Annotated in this window: 12 protein-coding genes; 4 read left to right on the top strand and 8 right to left on the bottom strand. The window is 62.6% G+C overall.

Features of this window, described 5'->3' with window-relative positions:
* The first annotated feature begins 243 nt into the window (after positions 1 to 243).
* From ACLI1Q_RS09315 to efeB, 3 genes are read left to right on the top strand one after another with little or no spacing between them, the layout of a single operon-like run.
* Entirely contained in the window at positions 244 to 2,145 is a 1,902-nt protein-coding gene (locus ACLI1Q_RS09315) for a phospholipase C (RefSeq protein ID WP_239268668.1), read from the top strand.
* Between the two features lie 3 nt (positions 2,146 to 2,148).
* Entirely contained in the window at positions 2,149 to 3,270 is a 1,122-nt protein-coding gene (locus ACLI1Q_RS09310) for an EfeM/EfeO family lipoprotein (protein ID WP_239268666.1), read from the top strand.
* Positions 3,270 to 4,496 (top strand): iron uptake transporter deferrochelatase/peroxidase subunit, encoded by a 1,227-nt coding sequence (gene efeB / locus ACLI1Q_RS09305; RefSeq protein WP_239268664.1) that lies wholly within the window; start codon positions 3,270 to 3,272, stop codon positions 4,494 to 4,496. Before ACLI1Q_RS09310 ends, efeB begins: the two co-directional genes overlap by 1 nt.
* Before the next feature lie 403 nt (positions 4,497 to 4,899).
* On the opposite strand, the gene ACLI1Q_RS09300 is transcribed toward efeB, so the two are convergent.
* Positions 4,900 to 5,889: an HNH endonuclease signature motif containing protein gene (locus ACLI1Q_RS09300; RefSeq protein ID WP_239268662.1), complete on the bottom strand. Its 990-nt coding sequence runs from the start codon at positions 5,887 to 5,889 to the stop codon at positions 4,900 to 4,902.
* Between the two features lie 156 nt (positions 5,890 to 6,045).
* On the opposite strand from ACLI1Q_RS09300, the gene ACLI1Q_RS09295 reads away from it, so the two are divergent.
* Positions 6,046 to 7,422 (top strand): M20 family metallopeptidase, encoded by a 1,377-nt coding sequence (locus ACLI1Q_RS09295; protein ID WP_239268660.1) that lies wholly within the window; start codon positions 6,046 to 6,048, stop codon positions 7,420 to 7,422.
* Positions 7,423 to 7,489: 67 nt separating this feature from the next.
* On the opposite strand, the gene ACLI1Q_RS09290 is transcribed toward ACLI1Q_RS09295, so the two are convergent.
* From ACLI1Q_RS09290 to ACLI1Q_RS09260, 7 genes are all read right to left on the bottom strand, one after another.
* A complete protein-coding gene (locus tag ACLI1Q_RS09290) occupies positions 7,490 to 7,870 on the bottom strand; it encodes a hypothetical protein (protein ID WP_239268659.1) in 381 nt (126 codons plus the stop codon).
* Positions 7,870 to 9,669, bottom strand: a complete 1,800-nt coding sequence (locus ACLI1Q_RS09285) for a BCCT family transporter (protein WP_239268771.1) — start codon at positions 9,667 to 9,669, stop codon at positions 7,870 to 7,872. Before ACLI1Q_RS09285 ends, ACLI1Q_RS09290 begins: the two co-directional genes overlap by 1 nt.
* 144 nt (positions 9,670 to 9,813) lie before the next feature.
* Positions 9,814 to 11,505 carry an FUSC family protein gene (locus ACLI1Q_RS09280; protein ID WP_411696968.1) on the bottom strand — a complete coding sequence of 564 codons (1,692 nt, stop codon included), beginning with the start codon at positions 11,503 to 11,505 and terminating at the stop codon, positions 9,814 to 9,816.
* A gap of 60 nt (positions 11,506 to 11,565) precedes the next feature.
* Positions 11,566 to 13,014 (bottom strand): ATP-binding cassette domain-containing protein, encoded by a 1,449-nt coding sequence (locus ACLI1Q_RS09275; RefSeq protein ID WP_239268655.1) that lies wholly within the window; start codon positions 13,012 to 13,014, stop codon positions 11,566 to 11,568.
* Entirely contained in the window at positions 13,011 to 13,832 is an 822-nt protein-coding gene (locus ACLI1Q_RS09270) for an ABC transporter permease (RefSeq protein ID WP_239268653.1), read from the bottom strand. Before ACLI1Q_RS09270 ends, ACLI1Q_RS09275 begins: the two co-directional genes overlap by 4 nt.
* Positions 13,829 to 14,794, bottom strand: coding sequence for an ABC transporter permease (locus ACLI1Q_RS09265; RefSeq protein WP_023023469.1), 966 nt, complete (start codon positions 14,792 to 14,794; stop codon positions 13,829 to 13,831). The genes ACLI1Q_RS09270 and ACLI1Q_RS09265 overlap by 4 nt, the downstream gene beginning before the upstream one ends.
* The gene (locus ACLI1Q_RS09260) at positions 14,791 to 16,311 is read right to left on the bottom strand and encodes an ABC transporter substrate-binding protein (RefSeq protein WP_284849554.1); all 1,521 of its coding nucleotides are present in this window, start codon (positions 16,309 to 16,311) and stop codon (positions 14,791 to 14,793) included. The genes ACLI1Q_RS09265 and ACLI1Q_RS09260 overlap by 4 nt, the downstream gene beginning before the upstream one ends.
* Positions 16,312 to 16,317: the final 6 nt, after the last annotated feature.

Here is a 16,317-nt window from a genome sequence, read left to right as displayed (position 1 = left end):
AAAGCGCAGCGTAATAGTACCTTAACTTTCAGTTAACAATCTCCGCGGTGGCCGCCGCCTAAAAGCGAGGCTGAGCTGCACCTATAGGGCATTCCTGAGACTGGGAATGCCCATTTTGAGTGTTTGCGGTTTATGGTTTCGCGGCGTTTAATTTCGATTCGAAAGCGACCGATGACTCTTCGGCGAGCCACAGCCACTTTCTCCCTCTTTGTTTCACTCGTTTAACTTAAGGCGGAAAATAAGATGAAGCTTCGCTCTCGCGCTGTGGCAGTGTGCGCCGCAGCCGCTGCCACAACTTTCTTGGCCCCCGGTATCGCACAGGCCGAAACCAAGACCCCCATCGATCACGTCGTGGTCATTTACTCCGAAAACATTTCCTTCGACCACTACTTCGGCACCTACCCCCACGCCGCAAATAACGACGACGAGAAACTCCAGGGCAGCGAGAAGCCCGCCCCCAAATTCACCGCCAAGGACGACACCCCTCGGGCAGAAAACCTCGAAAATACTGACCTGCTGGGGGAGAAGAACCCCAACTCCATCAAGCCCTTCCGCATCGCTCCCGAACACGCCGTGACCACGGACCAGAACCACCATTACGCCGATGAGCAGGAAGCCTACAACGGCGGCAAGATGGACAAGTTCCCGGAGACGGTGTCCACGGACATCGATAAGTATGGCGAAGGCTCGTACGCCACCCCCGGCATGACCATGGGATACTACGACGGCAATACCGTGACCGGCATGTGGAACTACGCGCAGAACTTCGCGCTGAATGACAACAGCTTTTCCACCATCTTCGGCCCCTCCACCCCGGGAGCGCTGAACCTGATTTCCGGCACCGTCGCGGATGCCACCATGCACGACCCAGCCACGGGTGACCAGCAGAAAATCGAAGATGGCAAGAACCACGCCCTGGCCGGCGTATCCGAGGACGGCAGCACTGCCACCGTGGTGGGCGACCCGGACCCGCTTTTCGATGACTGCTCCAATAAGTCCTCCGCCGGTACCAACCAGGTCACCGCGATGCACTCCAAGAACATCGGTGACCAGCTCAACGATAAGGACGTCACCTGGGGCTGGTTCCAAGGCGGATTCCGCCCCACCGATGAGGCGACGAAGGACTCTCGCGCCCGCTGCGGTTCTTCGCACACCACGCTGACCGGTCAGAACCAGACGGATTACAACCCGCACCACGAGCCGTTCCAGTACTACGCCTCTACCGCCAACCCGCACCACCTGGCCCCGTCCAGCGATGACATGATTGGCAAGACCGACCAGGCAAACCACCAGTACGACCTCGCGGACTTCGATACCGCCATCGAGCAGGGCAACCTGCCCTCCGTGTCCTTCCTCAAGGCCGCCAACTACCAGGATGGCCACGCCGGCTACTCCAACCCACTGGATGAGCAGGCGTTTATCACCCACTACATCAACGAGCTGCAAAACTCCCCGGAGTGGGATTCCACCGCCGTCGTCATCGCTTACGACGATTCCGATGGCTGGTACGACCACAAGGCGCCGGAAATCCTCAATGGCTCCGCCGACCCGCACCAGGATAAGGAAATCTGCACCGCCGCTGCCGCAAAGGTAGGCATCAAGGGCGATAAGAACGGCCAGTGCGGACCCGGCACCCGCCAGCCGCTGCTGGTTGTATCCCCCTACGCCAAGACCAACCACATCGATTCCACCTATACCGAGCAGACCTCGGTAACCCAGTTCATCCAGGACAACTGGGGCCTCGGCCGCTTGGGCGGCGATTCCTTCGATGACCGCGCAGGTGCGCTCACCGGCATGTTCGACTTTGCGGCTGCAGATAAGGCTCCGAAGCTCTTCCTCAATGAAACCGATGGCACTGTCGCAGAAGATTATGACTCCGTAGAGCGCGTGGATGACACCTCACGCGCTGGCACCAATCTGAAGCCGGTTGTCGATGGCATGAATGACACCAAGGTCACCGAGCAGGGCGTTCCCGCCGTGACCACGCTGGATAAGGCCCAGCAGCCGGACACCAACCACGCCGCTTCCGGGTCCTCCAAGGCAGGCATCATCGGCATCCTCGCCGCACTGGGCATCGCCGCCGGCATCATCGGCTGGTTCATGAGCGGTCACCCCGGCCTAGATTTGAAGAACCTGCCGTTCTAAGTTATGAAGATTTCCCGTTTCGCCATTGCATTCGCGCTCGCCGTTGGGCTTTCCATCCCGCAAACGGCTGCCCAGGCGAGGCTCGGCGGGCACAGCGACGAGCAACCCATGCGCGAGCTCGCCGTGCGCGATGTGTATTCCTGCCCGGTGCCTGAGGACGTGCAGGGCGAGGCGAAATGGAAGATCAATAACACCACCGGGCTTGCCCTCACGGTCTATGTTTCAGATGACAAGGGTAATGCCTACCAGGTCCTCGAGCGTATCGGTACCCCCGCCATCCGCGAGTGGAACCCCCAGCTGGAGGATGGAACCTACCACCTGACCTGTGTATTTCACAACGATTCCGCGGTGGAGTCGGATGATTTCACGGTGGCGGGCTCTACCGTGGCTGATGCTCCCAAGATGGTTCCCATTACGGATCACGAGGTCGCCGCGGTGTCCATCAAGCAGGCAGAAAACCAGAAAAAGCGCGTGCCGGAGCTGCAAAAGCGTGCGCATGCGCTTGCCGATGCCACCTCCTCCTCCCGCTCCGCCGCCCGAGCCGCCTACCTCGACTACTTGGAGTATTACCGTTCCTTCGACGATTCCAGCGCGGAGTGGCCGGGCCCGGATTTGGAGGGCTACGAAGACATCGAGCGCATCCTGTGGTCCAACCGCCCGCCCAGCGATGCCACCCTGCCCGCCACCGCGCTTGCCGATGCCACCGACAAAACCGCCCACGCCCTCGATACCTCCCATTTCGCCATCCCCGCCCCGGATTATGGGCTGCGCGCGCATGAGGTGATGGAGGAGTTCGAGCGCTTTGACCTGCGCGGCGAGTGCGATTTCGGCGCCCATGCCCTTCCTTCCGCCCTGCGCGGGGTTATTACATCGACGCGGGTGACGTTGGATCCCGTGCGCTCTTTGGTCGAGGATCGCGGCTTAGACACCGAGCCCATCTACGACCAGCTCGCGGACTTGGACGCTCTTGCTGAGGAATTCGACGATAAATACGGTGGTGCGCCTAGCGTCGCTTTTGCGGACTGGCCGCAGGAGGACCGCTTGCGTTTGCAGGCGGGCGTCGCCAAGGCGAATGAGCTGCTCGCCCCGGTTGCCACCATGACCGTTATCCGGAGGATGAACTAGTGCCGTGCCCGTTTAACTTTTCCCGCCGCTCCTTTTTATCTGGCCTCGCCGCCTCCGCGGCCGTCGGCGCAGCCCCGGGAGCAGAAGCTGAGTCCCCCTCGCTTCCGTTGGAATCCACCGACTCCTTGGATCAGCCGGGCGCGCTGGATTTTCACGGCGAACACCAGCAAGGCATCATCAATCCCCCGCAGAAATACTCGGAAATAGTGGCGCTGGACGTGCAGGTGAAGACAAAAGCCCGTTTGGACAAGCTCCTGCGCACGCTAAGTGAAAGGGCGCGCATCTTAACCGCAGGTGGCACGCTCGCCCCCGACGGAATTGCCTATCCGGCGATGGATTCGGGCGAGTTGGGCCCAGAGCTGCCGGCCGATCACTTATCCATCACCCTCGCGGTGGGCGATTCGCTTTTCGATGACCGCTTCAGCCTTGCCGCCCACAAGCCCGCGCACTTGAGCGCGATGGAATCGTTTGCCGATGACACCCTGCAAGAAGAAATGTGCCACGGTGACTTAGCCTTGCAGATTTGCGCCGATGAACGCGATACCGTTCTCCACGCCCTGCGCGATATATTGCGACATACGCGCGGCGATGTGGCGGTGCGCTGGCGGCAAAATGGTTATATGAACTCGCCGCGGCCATCGGGTACGCAGCGCAATCACCTGGGGTTTAAGGATGGCATCGTCAATCCTGGCCCCGATGACTACGATTCGCTCGTGTGGGCCGGTTCGGATGAGCCTGCCTGGGCCACGGGCGGCAGCTATATGGCGGTGCGGCTTATTGCCATGTACACCGAGTTTTGGGATCGCATTTCCATTGCTGAGCAGGAGCAAATCTTCGGCCGCGACCGCGCAACGGGCGGCCCGTTATCGGGCGGCGACGAGCACGCCGAGCCGGATTACCTCGACGACGCCACCGGCGATGTCATTCCCACCGATGCCCACATCCGCCTGGCCAACCCCCGCACCCCAGAAACCGCTGACCAACTTATGTTGCGCCGCGCTTATAATTACGACAACGGCGTGCGCGATAACGGCACCCTCGACGTGGGGCTGGTCTTCATCTCCTTCCAGCAGGACCTGGAACGACAGTTCATTACGGTGCAAAAACGCCTCGAAGGCGAACCGCTGGCTGACTATATCCGCCCCTACGGCGGCGGCTACTTCTACGCGCTTCCCGGCATTGCCGATGAATCCGATTATTTCGGCCGCAGCCTCCTCGAAGCATAAAGCCTCCTACCCAGCTAACCACTGGTCGCTCGCGAACATCTACCACCGCGCCAAGGCCGTGACTTAGCCACCACCCAGCGTTGAGGACACACCACAGCGCACCGGCGGCACAAAGATGCTACGGCGGCCGGACCCCAGGGCGTCCTGTCTCTTGGCATACGGTTCCCATGGCGCGCGAGCCTTACGGCGCACGGGTCTCATGGCACACGGTTCCCACGGTGCACGGGTCTCACAGCATACGCTCCGCAGGGTAGAAGGCTTATGGCATGCCAAACCGGCAACCGCTAAACCAGCGGTTGCTATCGGCGGCAATGAGAAGAGCAACGGTAGGAAAAGGAGCCACTTACTTAGGAACCGCAGAACTTCTCGGGCCCGGCTCAATCGAATCAAGTAAAGGCGGCACTTAGCTGGGCGGCGAGGCCCAGGGCGGAAGCCATTCGATGCGGCCGCGATGGCGATGCAGGCGGCCGCGCACCGGTGGGGCGTGCGGGTCATCGTCATTGACGCCGTTGTGATAGGGGCAAGAAATGGTCAAGTTGTCCATATTCGTCTCGCCGCCGTGCTTCCACGCCTGGAGATGGTGGACTTGGCATTTATCGGCCGGATAATTGCACTCCGTCCACGGGCAGGAGGGGTTTTCAGCGGCGGCCATCAGCCGCTGCTTTTCGGAGGCGAACCGCGAGGTTCTATAGAGGTTGACTGGGCCCTCGAAGGGGTGAATGAGGGTGACAAGGCCGACCTCGGCAAGCTTTTTCTCCACCAACTTGGCCCCGGAAATCTCGGCGCCATTGGTCATCTGCAGCGTGACCTCTTCGCCGCCACCGCTTAAGATCTTGTCCATCTCATCGAGGTGGATGACGATATTGGTGCTAGCCACCGGGCGCGTGGCGCCACCGCGGAAGAAGATGCGATCGACGGCCTCGAGCGGGGAATCCTCCCCAATGGTGGAATGCAGGTCGGCGATGAAATCGGAATCGCCGGTAATCGACAGCGTGGAGGGCCCGCCCTTTCGCCGGGTCATGCGCACCCCGCGCTGGGGCTGGCGGGGAGGATACATCTCCTTGAGGCGGGTGCGCGCCAGCTTGTCAATGTCCCCCGAAGTCCCACACAACTCTGCCCGCAGCGCCCAAGCATCCCTCTTCGTGTTGGTGCGGGAGACGTATTTTTCAATCAACTTGAGCGTGGTTAAGCAGTGCTTCGTCGCCCGGCACGTGCGCTGGCGGCGGGTGAAGGAGGTGGGGCCGAAGTAGGTATCGGCAAGCAGCAGCAATTCGCGCGATTCCTGCCGGGAAATGCCAGTCCGGCGCAGGTCCGCCTCGGCAAGGACGAAGACCTCGCCGAGAAGCTCCATCGGCGAGGTTAATTGGCGGGCGTAGTCCTGCAAGCGGGTCATGCCTGCGAGGTTAATCCACCGGCCACCCGCGGGAAAGCCCGCGCCGCCCCGCCTGTGGATAACTCGCCCCACGCGTCACACCTGATGCCTCGCCGCCATTCACCCTGTGGATAACCTGCGGTATTGTCGAATACGACAGCGAGTAAAGGAGCCCACATGACTGATCCCACGAAAATTGTTCGCCCCAACCACCCCGGCCGTAAGTCCGTCCCGCGCCAGGCGCAGGAGTTGCCGCCGCTGCCGGTGACAAGGGCGCGCATTGGCAAGCAGCCGGCGACGGAGATTTTTCAGGACATGGGCGAATCCATGGTGGAGGACCTGCAGGACATTCGGCGCGATTTGCACCGCCACCCGGAAATCGGGCTGCACCTGCCGCGCACCCAGAAAAAGGTCCTTGAAGCACTCGAGGGCCTGCCGCTGGAGATTCATGTGGGGCAGGACCTCAGCTCCGTAGTGGCGGTGCTGCGCGGCGGCAAGCGCGGCGAGCGGCCGGTTTCGGTGCTGCTGCGCGCGGACATGGACGCCCTGGAGGTGCATGAGCAGACCGGCAGCCCCTTTGCGTCGATCAATGAATACATGCACGCCTGTGGCCACGACCTGCATACCGCGGGGCTGATTGGGGCGGCGCGCATGCTGTGCGAGCACCGCGAGGAGTTGCATGGCGATGTCACCTTTATGTTCCAGCCCGGCGAGGAAGGCCCCGGCGGCGCGCAGCTGATGATCGAGGAGGGCGTGCTCGATGCCGCTGGCCGACGCCCAATCGCCGCCTACGGCCTGCACGTCGGCCCGCAGGATCGGGGCACGTTCCACTATGTTCCCGGGCCGATGATGGCAAGCTCGTCCAACCTAACCATTACGGTGCTGGGCAAGGGCGGGCACGGGTCCCGCCCGCACGATGCCATCGATCCCGTCGCGGCGCTGGCGGAAATCCAGATGGCGCTGCAGACCGCGCTCACGCGCCGCTTCGACGCGCTGGAGCCCATCGTGATCACCGTGACCAACCTATGGGCGGGCAATGGTGCGTATAACGCCATTCCGGATCGCGCGGCGCTGGGGGCGACGGTGCGCGTGCTTCGCGACGAAAAGATCGACGCCGTCCGCCAAATGATTACCGAGGTCTCCAGCTCGGTGGCCGCCTCGCACCGGTGCACCGCGCAGGTGGATTTCGAGGTGTTGTATCCCACGACGAAGACAAACCCGCGGGAGAATCAATTCGCCGCTACGCTGTGGGGGCAGATGTTTGGCGCGGAAAACATGCAGCCTTTCGAGGCCCCGATGATGGCCTCCGAGGACTTCGGCTATGTCCTTTCGCAGGTGCCGGGCACGTTTATGTGGATGGGTACGGCCAACCCTTCGACACCCGAAAACCAGCGCGAGTGGAACCACTCGCCGATGATGCGTTTCGACGACTCCGTGCTCGGTATGCAGGCGGCAGCGCTCGCCGCCGTGGCTTTCGAGCGCCTAGCCACCGAAAACGAGCACCCTTCCGCGCAGACCAAGGCCATGCGCGAGGCCGCCGGCGTGCAGAAGTAATTCATCCCTGTGAACTGCGCGTGCGCCAGAGTAGTGGGCAGGTCGCTGGAGGTGCCGTGCTCGGCGGCTAAGGCCGTCGGATAAAGGCAGAGGCAAGGCCGATGAGCGCGATGGCGCCGACAATGACCGAGGCCACCGGCCAGTATTGCGGGAAGTACTTGAGTGTATAGCCAAAGACCTGACCGTCATCGAAGTGCCGTGCCAAAGCGAAAGGCATCCACCACAGCTTGCTCACCGTGAGCACCGCGCCCGGTACACCAGCGATGACCCGCCCGCGCCCGCGCAGGAATAAGCTGGCGGCGACGAGCGCGATGCCGGCGATGGTGAGCGCGAAGAGCAGGGGAGTGTTGGTGCTAAGCGGCGAGCCGCGCAATAAGAATTCGTGGTCAATCTCGTGTTGCTCGATGAGGGTGTAGCCATCGAGGACAACCTCGCTGGGAAGACCCATTACTTCTCCTCCTCTGGGTCGTAGCCGTCGGACCATTCGCCGGTTTCGAAGTCGTAGTCGACGTTTCGACCTTCTTCGTCCGTGCGCTGGTACCACTCGGTGTAGCGGTCCGCGGCGGAATCGAAGTCATGGCCGGCCCCGCGGTCGTCTTCGGCGTGCTGGACGGAGAACTCGAACTCATCGCCATGCTCCGCGATGCCGCGCATGACCGCATTGTCCATCGCCGAACGGGCATAGGTGCGGCGGATAAACATTGGATCAGAGCGCAGATCCTTGATGAACGCCACCATCATAGTTAGCAGCACGAGGCAGAAGGGCAGGGCGGCCAGGATGGTGAGGTTTTGCAGGCCGGTGAGCACGTCTTCGCCACCGGTCAGCAGCATGACGATGGCGATGCCCATCATGCACAGGCCCCAAAAGATGACGATGAGCTTATTGGGGGTTGGGTCGCCCTTGGAGGACATGGTGCCCATGACCACAGAGGCAGAGTCAGCCGAGGTGACAAAGAAGACCGCGAGGATAACCAAAAGGATAAACGGGGTGATGGTGCCGAGGGGGAGATCTTGGAACATCGAAAAGAGCACCTGCTCATTGGAGGATTCACCGTCGAAACCCGCTACGCCATCCTGATTGAAGGAAATGGCGGTGCCACCAAAGATGGTAAAAGCCAGCGCCAAAATGGCGGTGGGCGCGAAGATGGTGACGGCGGCGAATTCGCGGATGGTGCGGCCGCGGGAGATGCGGGCGACGAACATGCCCACAAACGGCGTCCATGCAATCCACCAGGCCCAGTAGAACGCCGTCCAGTAGGACTGGAATTCAATGGTTTCATCGCCCCACGACAGCCCCTTGGCCATCATGGGCAGGAATTGATCGATATAGACCACGATGCCCGAAGGAATGAGGTTTAGCAGCAATAGGGTGGGCCCGACCAAGAAGACGAAGGCAATTAGCCCCAAGGTCAAGGTGATATTGAAGTTGGACAGGTAGCGCACGCCGCGCGCGACGCCAGAGACTGCGGAGACGATAAACGCGCAGCCCAAAACGGCGATGACGATGATGAGCGCGGAATTGGTCATGGGGCCTGCGCCGCGAATGATGCTGACACCTTCGCCGATTTGAATCGCAGAAAGCCCCAGGGTAGCGGCGGTGCCGAAGAGGGTGGCGATAAGCGCCATGACATCGATAAGCTTGCCCAGCGGACCATCCGTGGCGCGGGAGCCGAAGAGCGGCTGGAAGATGGAAGAGATGAGGGGAACGCGCCCGCGCCGGTAGGAGGAATAGGCAATCGCCGCGCCAACCAAAGCATAGGCCGCCCACGGGGAAATGCCCCAGTGGAAGTGCGATTGGGCCATGGCTTGGTGCAATGCCTCGACGGAGCTGCCGTTATCCACGGTGTGCGGGGGAGGGCTGAGGTAGTGCGATAGCGGCTCGGAGGGCCCATAGAAGAAGATCCCGACGCCGATGCCGGCACCAAACATCATCGCTACCCAGCTAAAGTAGCTGAATTCGGGCTTTTCTGTATCCGTGCCGAGCTTGATGCGGCCGAGGCGGGAGAACCCGATATAGGCCATGGTCACGGTGGCCAGCAGCATGGTGATGTTCAGCAGCCATCCGGTATTGGTAATGGCCCAGTTAAAGGCGGTGGAGGAGGCGGCGGCCAGGTTATCGGGCATGGTAATGCCCCAAATGATGAAGGCTACGATGAGGACGGCGGTGATGGAAAATAGCGATTTATCCAGGCCGAAGCGGTTGCGTTGGTCCTCAACGCTGATGCCGGGCACCAGCCCGGGGTGCATATTGTGCGGGTAGAGCCCGACGGCGCTGCCCTTATCGTGCGGTTCGAGGGAGCGCTTATAGGCGCGGGAGGAAGAAGTCACGGTGTCCTTAGCTCGGCGGGAGTCGTGGCTTCAATTGTTCAGCACCGCAGCGCATTCCACAAGCTAGCGCGGTTGGGCATGCGCGGCGTGAATCTGCTTGACGATGCCATCTAGCTCCTCCCTGCTCGCCATCCTGAACGGGTGCGTGGAGCAATAATCGAGCAGGAAATAGCCCGCGTGCTGGATGGCGATGTGCCGTTGCCACAATTCGCGGGCGGTGGCGGGGTTATCGGCGGCGAGGGATTGGATGGCGCGGCGCTCGGATAACAACTCGTATTGCAGGTCGCGGCGGCTGGCTAGGACCTCTTCGGGGGTATTGATAAACAGCAACCCGAGCAGGGTGGACATGGATTCCATGGCGCGGGTTTGCAAGCGGTGCTGGTTGCGGACGGGCGCGGAGCGCTGCCAGAACCACAGCACGATGGTGGCCACGATGATGGAGATGAGGACCTCGCTGATGCGCGCCTGGATGGTGGGCCAGAGGGGGCGCTGCGCGGAATTGCCCATGAGCAGTGCGAGCGGGGTGGAGAAGATGACGCAGATGGCGTAGTTCTCGGCCACGAAAATCTCTGCGCAGAATTGGCAGGCGGCGAGGGCTAAGAGCAAGCTCCACCCGGATACGCCGAAGTAGTGGAAGATAGAAAACAGCATGACGCCGACGATGGATCCGAGCATGCGGTGGATGCCGCGGACGGTGCCGGCGACGTGGTCCGGTCCCCACTGCAGCATGAGGAAGGCGGAGACCACGCCCCAGTCCGGGCGGTCAAAGCCTAAAGACAGGCTGACCACCGTTGTGATGGCGGCGGAGACCACGATCTTTTGCGTGGTCACCATGGCATGCGAATCCCGCACCGCGGCGCGGTAGATGCGGTAGCGGCCGGTGGGGTGGGTGTGCGGGATGGCGGTGCGGTGCGGATCCACATCGGTAGCGTGATCGGTGAGCAGGTCCGAAGAGGATCCCAGATCCAGCGCGCGGTTATGCGCGACGATGCGCCCTTGGGCCTGCAAGGTGCGATCCACCAAGCCCGCGGCGGCGGTATTGATGATGCGGCCGCCGCGGATGATGCCGGCATCGGCAAGCGCTTGCCAGGCCGTCGACAACGCCGTCTGGGCCTGGTGGTGGCGGGCGAGGGAATCATCTTCACCGGAGACAAACGCGGCGGTGGCCTTTTCCAAGGCTGCGACGGCGCGGCGTTCGGGGCCGTGCACATCAATGAGCGCGGGCGCCATGCCCAAAAGCAGGCTGGCCAGCACGCCGGTCAGGGACCAGAGGAACAGCTGGCTAACACTGGTATCCGTCCGCGCCAACATCACCGAACCGCCGCCGACCAAGACGAGGAAGAAGGCGCCCGGCGGCGGCAGGCGCAGCGCGTTCTGGGTGAAGCCACAAAGCGCGGCGAGCAGGAGGGAATAAAGACCGGCGAGCAGCAGCCACCAGTGCCCGTGCCCGGGGACGAAAATGAGGTGGCCGACCAGCACGCCCACGGTCGCCACGGTGGTCAGGGCTAAGCCAGCGGTGAGGATGACGCGGGGCCGGGTGCGAAAGGGATGGCCTTCGCCGAAAATCACGGCGAAGGCGCCGGTGGCCAGCAGCAGGATGGCGTAGTCGTGGCCGGTGAGCAGGGCGAAGGTGCCGGGAATCAGCAGTGCCAGGGCCGCGCGCAGGGCACCGGGCCAGCGCACGGAGGCGGTATTAAAGGCGGTCAGCAACTGGGTGGTGCTGGGGCGTTGCGGGATAGGGTGGTCGATGCTCACGAGCCTGTGGGACTCCTTTCGCTAAAAACGTCTACCGCAACCACCTTACGCCGTGGGAATTTATTGCCCTGCGGCGGCGATGAGCCGGCGGGTGTAGTCGCTCTCGGGCTTCGACCACACGCGCTCGGTGGGACCGTGTTCGACCAGTTCGCCGCGGTTGAGCACGGCGACCCTATCGCAGAGCCCGCGCACCACGGAGAGATCGTGGGTGACAAATAGCAGGGTCAGCCCGCGATCCTCAATGAGGCGGGCGAGCAATTCCAGCACCTGGGCTTGCACGGACATATCGAGGGCGGAGACGGCTTCATCGGCAAGTAGAATATCCGGTTCGCCGCACAGCGCGCGGGCGATGGAGATGCGTTGGCGTTGCCCGCCGGAAAACTCGTGGGGATAGCGGTCGAGCGCTTTGCCGGAAATTCCCACTTCTTCCAGTGCGGCGGCGGCGCGCTCGCGCTGCTCGGCCTTGGATAGGCGCCCGGGCATGGCCTCGGCGATGGATTTCCAGATCTTCAGCCGCGGGTTCAGTGAACCTTGCGGGTCTTGGAAAACCATCTGCACGCGCCCGTCCACGGTGCTGGTTCCAGAGGTCGGGGCATCCAGGCCCGCCACAATCTTCAGCAGGCTGGTCTTGCCGGAACCGGAGCCACCGACAATGCCGAGCCGCTCGCCGCGGCGCACGCGGAGATCGATCCCCGCCAGCGCGGCCTGGGAGCCATGCTGCTTGCCGATGCCCTCCAATACCACCACATCCTTCCCCTCGCCCGCCGGGGTGAGGGCGAAGTCGGGCGGCTGCGAGGCCGAGACCAGCTCTTGGGTATAAGCGTGGCGGGGCTTAGTAAGCACGCGCTCGGTGCGGCCTTCTTCCACGATGTAGCCATCGCGCATGACCAACACCCGCGGGCACATGCGCTGGATGACATTGAGGTCGTGGGTGATAAAAAGCAGTGCGGTGCCGCGTTGTTCGGTAACGCGCTCGATGACGCGGAGGACACCGTCCTGCGTGGTGGCATCGAGGGCGGTGGTGGGCTCGTCGCAGATGAGCACGTCGGGGCTGCCCGCCATGGCCATGGCTAAGAGGACGCGCTGGCGCTGCCCGCCGGATAGCTGGTGGGGAAAGCGCGAGGCGAGGTCGGCGTCGAGGTCGACTTCCTCTAGGGCCGCGGCGGTATCGTGTGCGCCGGCGTGGGTGAGCTGGGCACTAATGCGCATTAAGGGATCCAGCGCGCTCATGGGCTCTTGAAAGACCATGGCCATGGTCTTGCCGCGCAGCGGGCGGATAGCGGAATCCCGCGCGCCGATGATCTGGTGATCGGCCACTGTGACCTCGCCGGTGGCGGAAATGCCCGTGGACAGCAAGCCCATGATGGACAGCGCGGTCAGTGATTTACCAGAGCCGGATTCGCCGATGATGCCGAGCTTTTCGCCCGCCTCGAGCTCGAAGTTAAGAGGCCCGACGAGGGAGGATTCGGAGGCACTGAGGCTGAGATCGCGCACGCTTAAAAGGCTCATCGCGTGGCTCCTTTCATGCGGGGGTCGAGGGCATCACGGAGGGCATCGCCAAGCAGGTTAAAGCCCAAGACCGTGGCGGCGATGGCAAGGCCTGGCCAGAGGGCCTGGAGGGGATCGGTGCTCAGCAGCGATTGGGAGTCCTGCAGCATGCGGCCCCACGAGGCGGCCGGGGGAGGCGTCCCCAAACCGAGGTAGGACAGGCCCGCCTCTGCGAGGATGGCGAGGGCAAAATACACCGACGCCTGGACGATGATAAGGCCCGCGATATTCGGGAGGACATGGCGCACCGCCACCTTCCATCCCGGCACGGCGGAGATGCGGGCGGAGGCGATATAGTCCTGCGTGACCACCTGCAGCGTGCCTGAACGCGCCACGCGGGCAAAGGACGGGATGCCGGAAATACCGATGGCAATCATGGCCGTAAGCGTCGATGGGCCCCAGACCGCGCCGGCGATAATGGCTAGCAAAAGCGCCGGGAAGGCGATTACGACGTCGGCGCCGCGCATGACCAGCGCTTCTACCCAGGTGCCGCGGCGCATGCCCGCGAGGATCCCCAGCGGGATGCCGATAAGCCCTGCGATGCCGACGGCGATAAGCCCCACGAAGACCGTGATTTTCGCGCCCGCCATGATGCGCGAGGCGGTATCGCGCCCGAAGCGGTCCGTGCCCAAGAGATGATCTGCGGTGGGGCCGGACAGGCGGCTGCCCGGTTGCGCGAGGGTGGGATCGTACGGCGTCCACACCAGCGATACGAGGGCGACTACTACGACCGCGCCGACGAGCACGGCGCCTAGCCAACCAGAAAAACGCATTTTCATCGTGCGTCACCTGCCTTGATTCGGGGATCGATGAGGCGGTAGGCGACATCGGTAAGCATGTTTACTGCCAGCGCGAAGGTGACCAGCAGCATGACAAGCGTCTGCACCGTGGTCAGATCGCGCACGGAGACTGCATCGAGCAGCATGGAACCTACGCCGGGGATGACGAAGACGGATTCAATGACCACGGCGCCTACCACCATCGAGGTCAATTGCAGGCCAGAAACAGTCAGTACCGGCAGCGCGGCATTGCGCAGCCCGTGGCGGTGCAGGGCCTCCCGCGGGGAATCGCCCAGGGCGCGCGCGGTACGGATATAGTCTTGGTCCATAACGTCGAGCACCGAGGAGCGCATATAGCGCGTGAGCATCGCACCCTGGACCAGGGCCAAGGCGATGACCGGCAGGATGAGGTGGCGCAGGAAATCGCCTACGCCGCGGTTAGGTGGCACCCAACCATTGGCCGGCAGCCAGCCCAGGTGGACCGCGAAGATGGCCACTAAGATGATGCCGACCAAGAAGCTTGGTACGGCGATGCCCAGCTGCGTTCCCGCAGAGACCAAGCCGGCAACCCGCGAATTGCGGTTGTGCGCCAACCACATACCGATGGGAATCGCGCAGGCCAGCGCCAAGGCCATGGCCAGGCCGATGAGGATGAGCGTGACCTGCAGGCGGTCAAGGACGAGCGGGGTGATGTCCTGCTGCGAGGACAGCGACTTGCCGAAATCGCCGGTGGCCAGGCCCTTTACCCACTCGACATACTGTGCGAGCAGCGGCCGGTCCAGGCCGAGTTCCGCGCTGAGCTCGGCGATGGCATCATCAGTGGCATTAACCCCCAACGCGACGCGCGCCGGGTTGCCGGGCACGGCGCGCATGAGCGCGAAAATGATGAGGGAGGCGAGAAAAAGCGTGAGCACAAAGCGCAGCAGCGGCCGGATTAAGGCCTGGGCTCGAGAGGTACTCATTGGTCCTCCTTGTCGTCGGTGAGATCGCGCAAGACTATCGCGTCGGTGACCTGATCTGTGTGCAAGCCGCTAATGCCGTGGCGCGTTAAAACGACATTCGGCATATTCATCACGGTCAGCGCGCCGGCATCGGCCATGATTTGGTCCACCACCTGCGTCATGCGGCGGGGATAGTCTTCAGGCGCTGCGGTATCGGCCTTATCGAGCAGCTCGCGCGTGCGGGCGGAATCGTAATTCAGGTAGTAATCCGGGTTGCCAAAAAGCGCCGGAATATCGCGGGCCTCCACGTGGGAGATAATCGACATCTGGTAGTCCTTGGCGCCGTGAACCTGGCCCAGCCACACGGCGGGGAACTCGGCGGTTTCGAGGGTGACATCAAAACCGACATCGGAAAGCTGCGAGTACAGCAGCTCGGAAATGGCCTGGGCGTAGTAGAGCGTGGGCACGGTGATGGTGAGTGGGGTGCCCTCGGCGCCGGCATCGGCAAGCAGCGAGCGGGCTTTATCCGGGTTGAAGTCGTAATAGTTCTTGCCCTCGAACCAAGGATCGGTGGGCGGCATGGGCGCGCCGCCGGTATCGGTGGCCATGCCGGACCACACGATGTCATTGGCCGCCTCGCGGTCGACGGCGTAGGCCACGGCCTGCCGCACGCGCGGATCGTCGAAGGGGGCGCGGTCATTATTCATCGATAACAGGACCTCACCATTGGTGGTGCCTACGTTGGTATCGATGGAATCATCCAGGGAATCGAGGATTTCGGGATTACCCACGCCCCAGACGACGTCCACTCCGCCCGAACGCAGCGCGGTGACCGAGGAAATGGCATCGGGGAAGTAGCGCACCGTGACATCGTGCTCAGACGGTGTGCCCCAGTAATCATCGCGCTTGTGCAAGGAGACGAATTCTGCGGGGGAAAATCCCGCCACCTCGTAGGGGCCGGTGCCGATAGGCTTCGCTGCGAGGTCATCCATGCCCTTAGGTGACATCATTGCGCCGATGGTGGTGCCCATGGACCACAGCCAGCCATTGGAGGGCTTTTCTAGGCGCACCTTGAGGGTGTGGTCATCTACTGCGGTGGCGCTTTCGACCGGGTCCATGGCAGCGGAAATGCCGTTGGCCCAGTCATTTTTTACGTAATTAATGGAAAAGGCTGCGGTCTGCGCGGTAAAGGGGTCGCCATTGGAAAAGGTCACGCCATCGCGCAGGTGGAAAGTATAGGTCTTCGCATCCTCACTGATGTCCCAGTCCTTGGCTAAGCCCGGGGTGATGGAGCCGTCTTCATCGATGCGCACCAAGGTTTCATAGACATTATCCATAAGCGCCGAGGGCGCGGCGGCCCCACCGGTAGTGGTGAAATCGAGCGAGGTGGCCCCAGAACTAGACGCCACCGTTAGGACGGCGTCGTCGCCGGTGGTATCTACCACCGCGGTATGGCCCGCTGAACAAGCTGTTACCGCGCCCAGCGCTGTCACCATCGCGAGACAGCCCAGCGCTGAGCGCGCGCGCAAAATTTTCATAAATGA

Origin of the sequence: Corynebacterium limaceinasi, assembly GCF_046717465.1 — a bacterium.
Lineage (GTDB): Bacteria > Actinomycetota > Actinomycetes > Mycobacteriales > Mycobacteriaceae > Corynebacterium.
This window is presented reverse-complemented; position numbering and strand designations above follow the sequence as displayed.

What these genes read in the sequence shown, in the direction of transcription:
- ACLI1Q_RS09260 (WP_284849554.1), bottom strand. Translation starts at nt 16,311, where the DNA reads ATGAAAATTTTGCGCGCGCGCTCAGCGCTGGGCTGTCTCGCGATGGTG.
- ACLI1Q_RS09290 (WP_239268659.1), bottom strand. Translation starts at nt 7,870, where the DNA reads ATGGGTCTTCCCAGCGAGGTTGTCCTCGATGGCTACACCCTCATCGAG.
- ACLI1Q_RS09265 (WP_023023469.1), bottom strand. Translation starts at nt 14,794, where the DNA reads ATGAGTACCTCTCGAGCCCAGGCCTTAATCCGGCCGCTGCTGCGCTTT.
- ACLI1Q_RS09295 (WP_239268660.1), top strand. Translation starts at nt 6,046, where the DNA reads ATGACTGATCCCACGAAAATTGTTCGCCCCAACCACCCCGGCCGTAAG.
- ACLI1Q_RS09310 (WP_239268666.1), top strand. Translation starts at nt 2,149, where the DNA reads ATGAAGATTTCCCGTTTCGCCATTGCATTCGCGCTCGCCGTTGGGCTT.
- ACLI1Q_RS09315 (WP_239268668.1), top strand. Translation starts at nt 244, where the DNA reads ATGAAGCTTCGCTCTCGCGCTGTGGCAGTGTGCGCCGCAGCCGCTGCC.
- ACLI1Q_RS09300 (WP_239268662.1), bottom strand. Translation starts at nt 5,889, where the DNA reads ATGACCCGCTTGCAGGACTACGCCCGCCAATTAACCTCGCCGATGGAG.
- ACLI1Q_RS09270 (WP_239268653.1), bottom strand. Translation starts at nt 13,832, where the DNA reads ATGAAAATGCGTTTTTCTGGTTGGCTAGGCGCCGTGCTCGTCGGCGCG.
- ACLI1Q_RS09285 (WP_239268771.1), bottom strand. Translation starts at nt 9,669, where the DNA reads ATGCACCCCGGGCTGGTGCCCGGCATCAGCGTTGAGGACCAACGCAAC.
- ACLI1Q_RS09275 (WP_239268655.1), bottom strand. Translation starts at nt 13,014, where the DNA reads ATGAGCCTTTTAAGCGTGCGCGATCTCAGCCTCAGTGCCTCCGAATCC.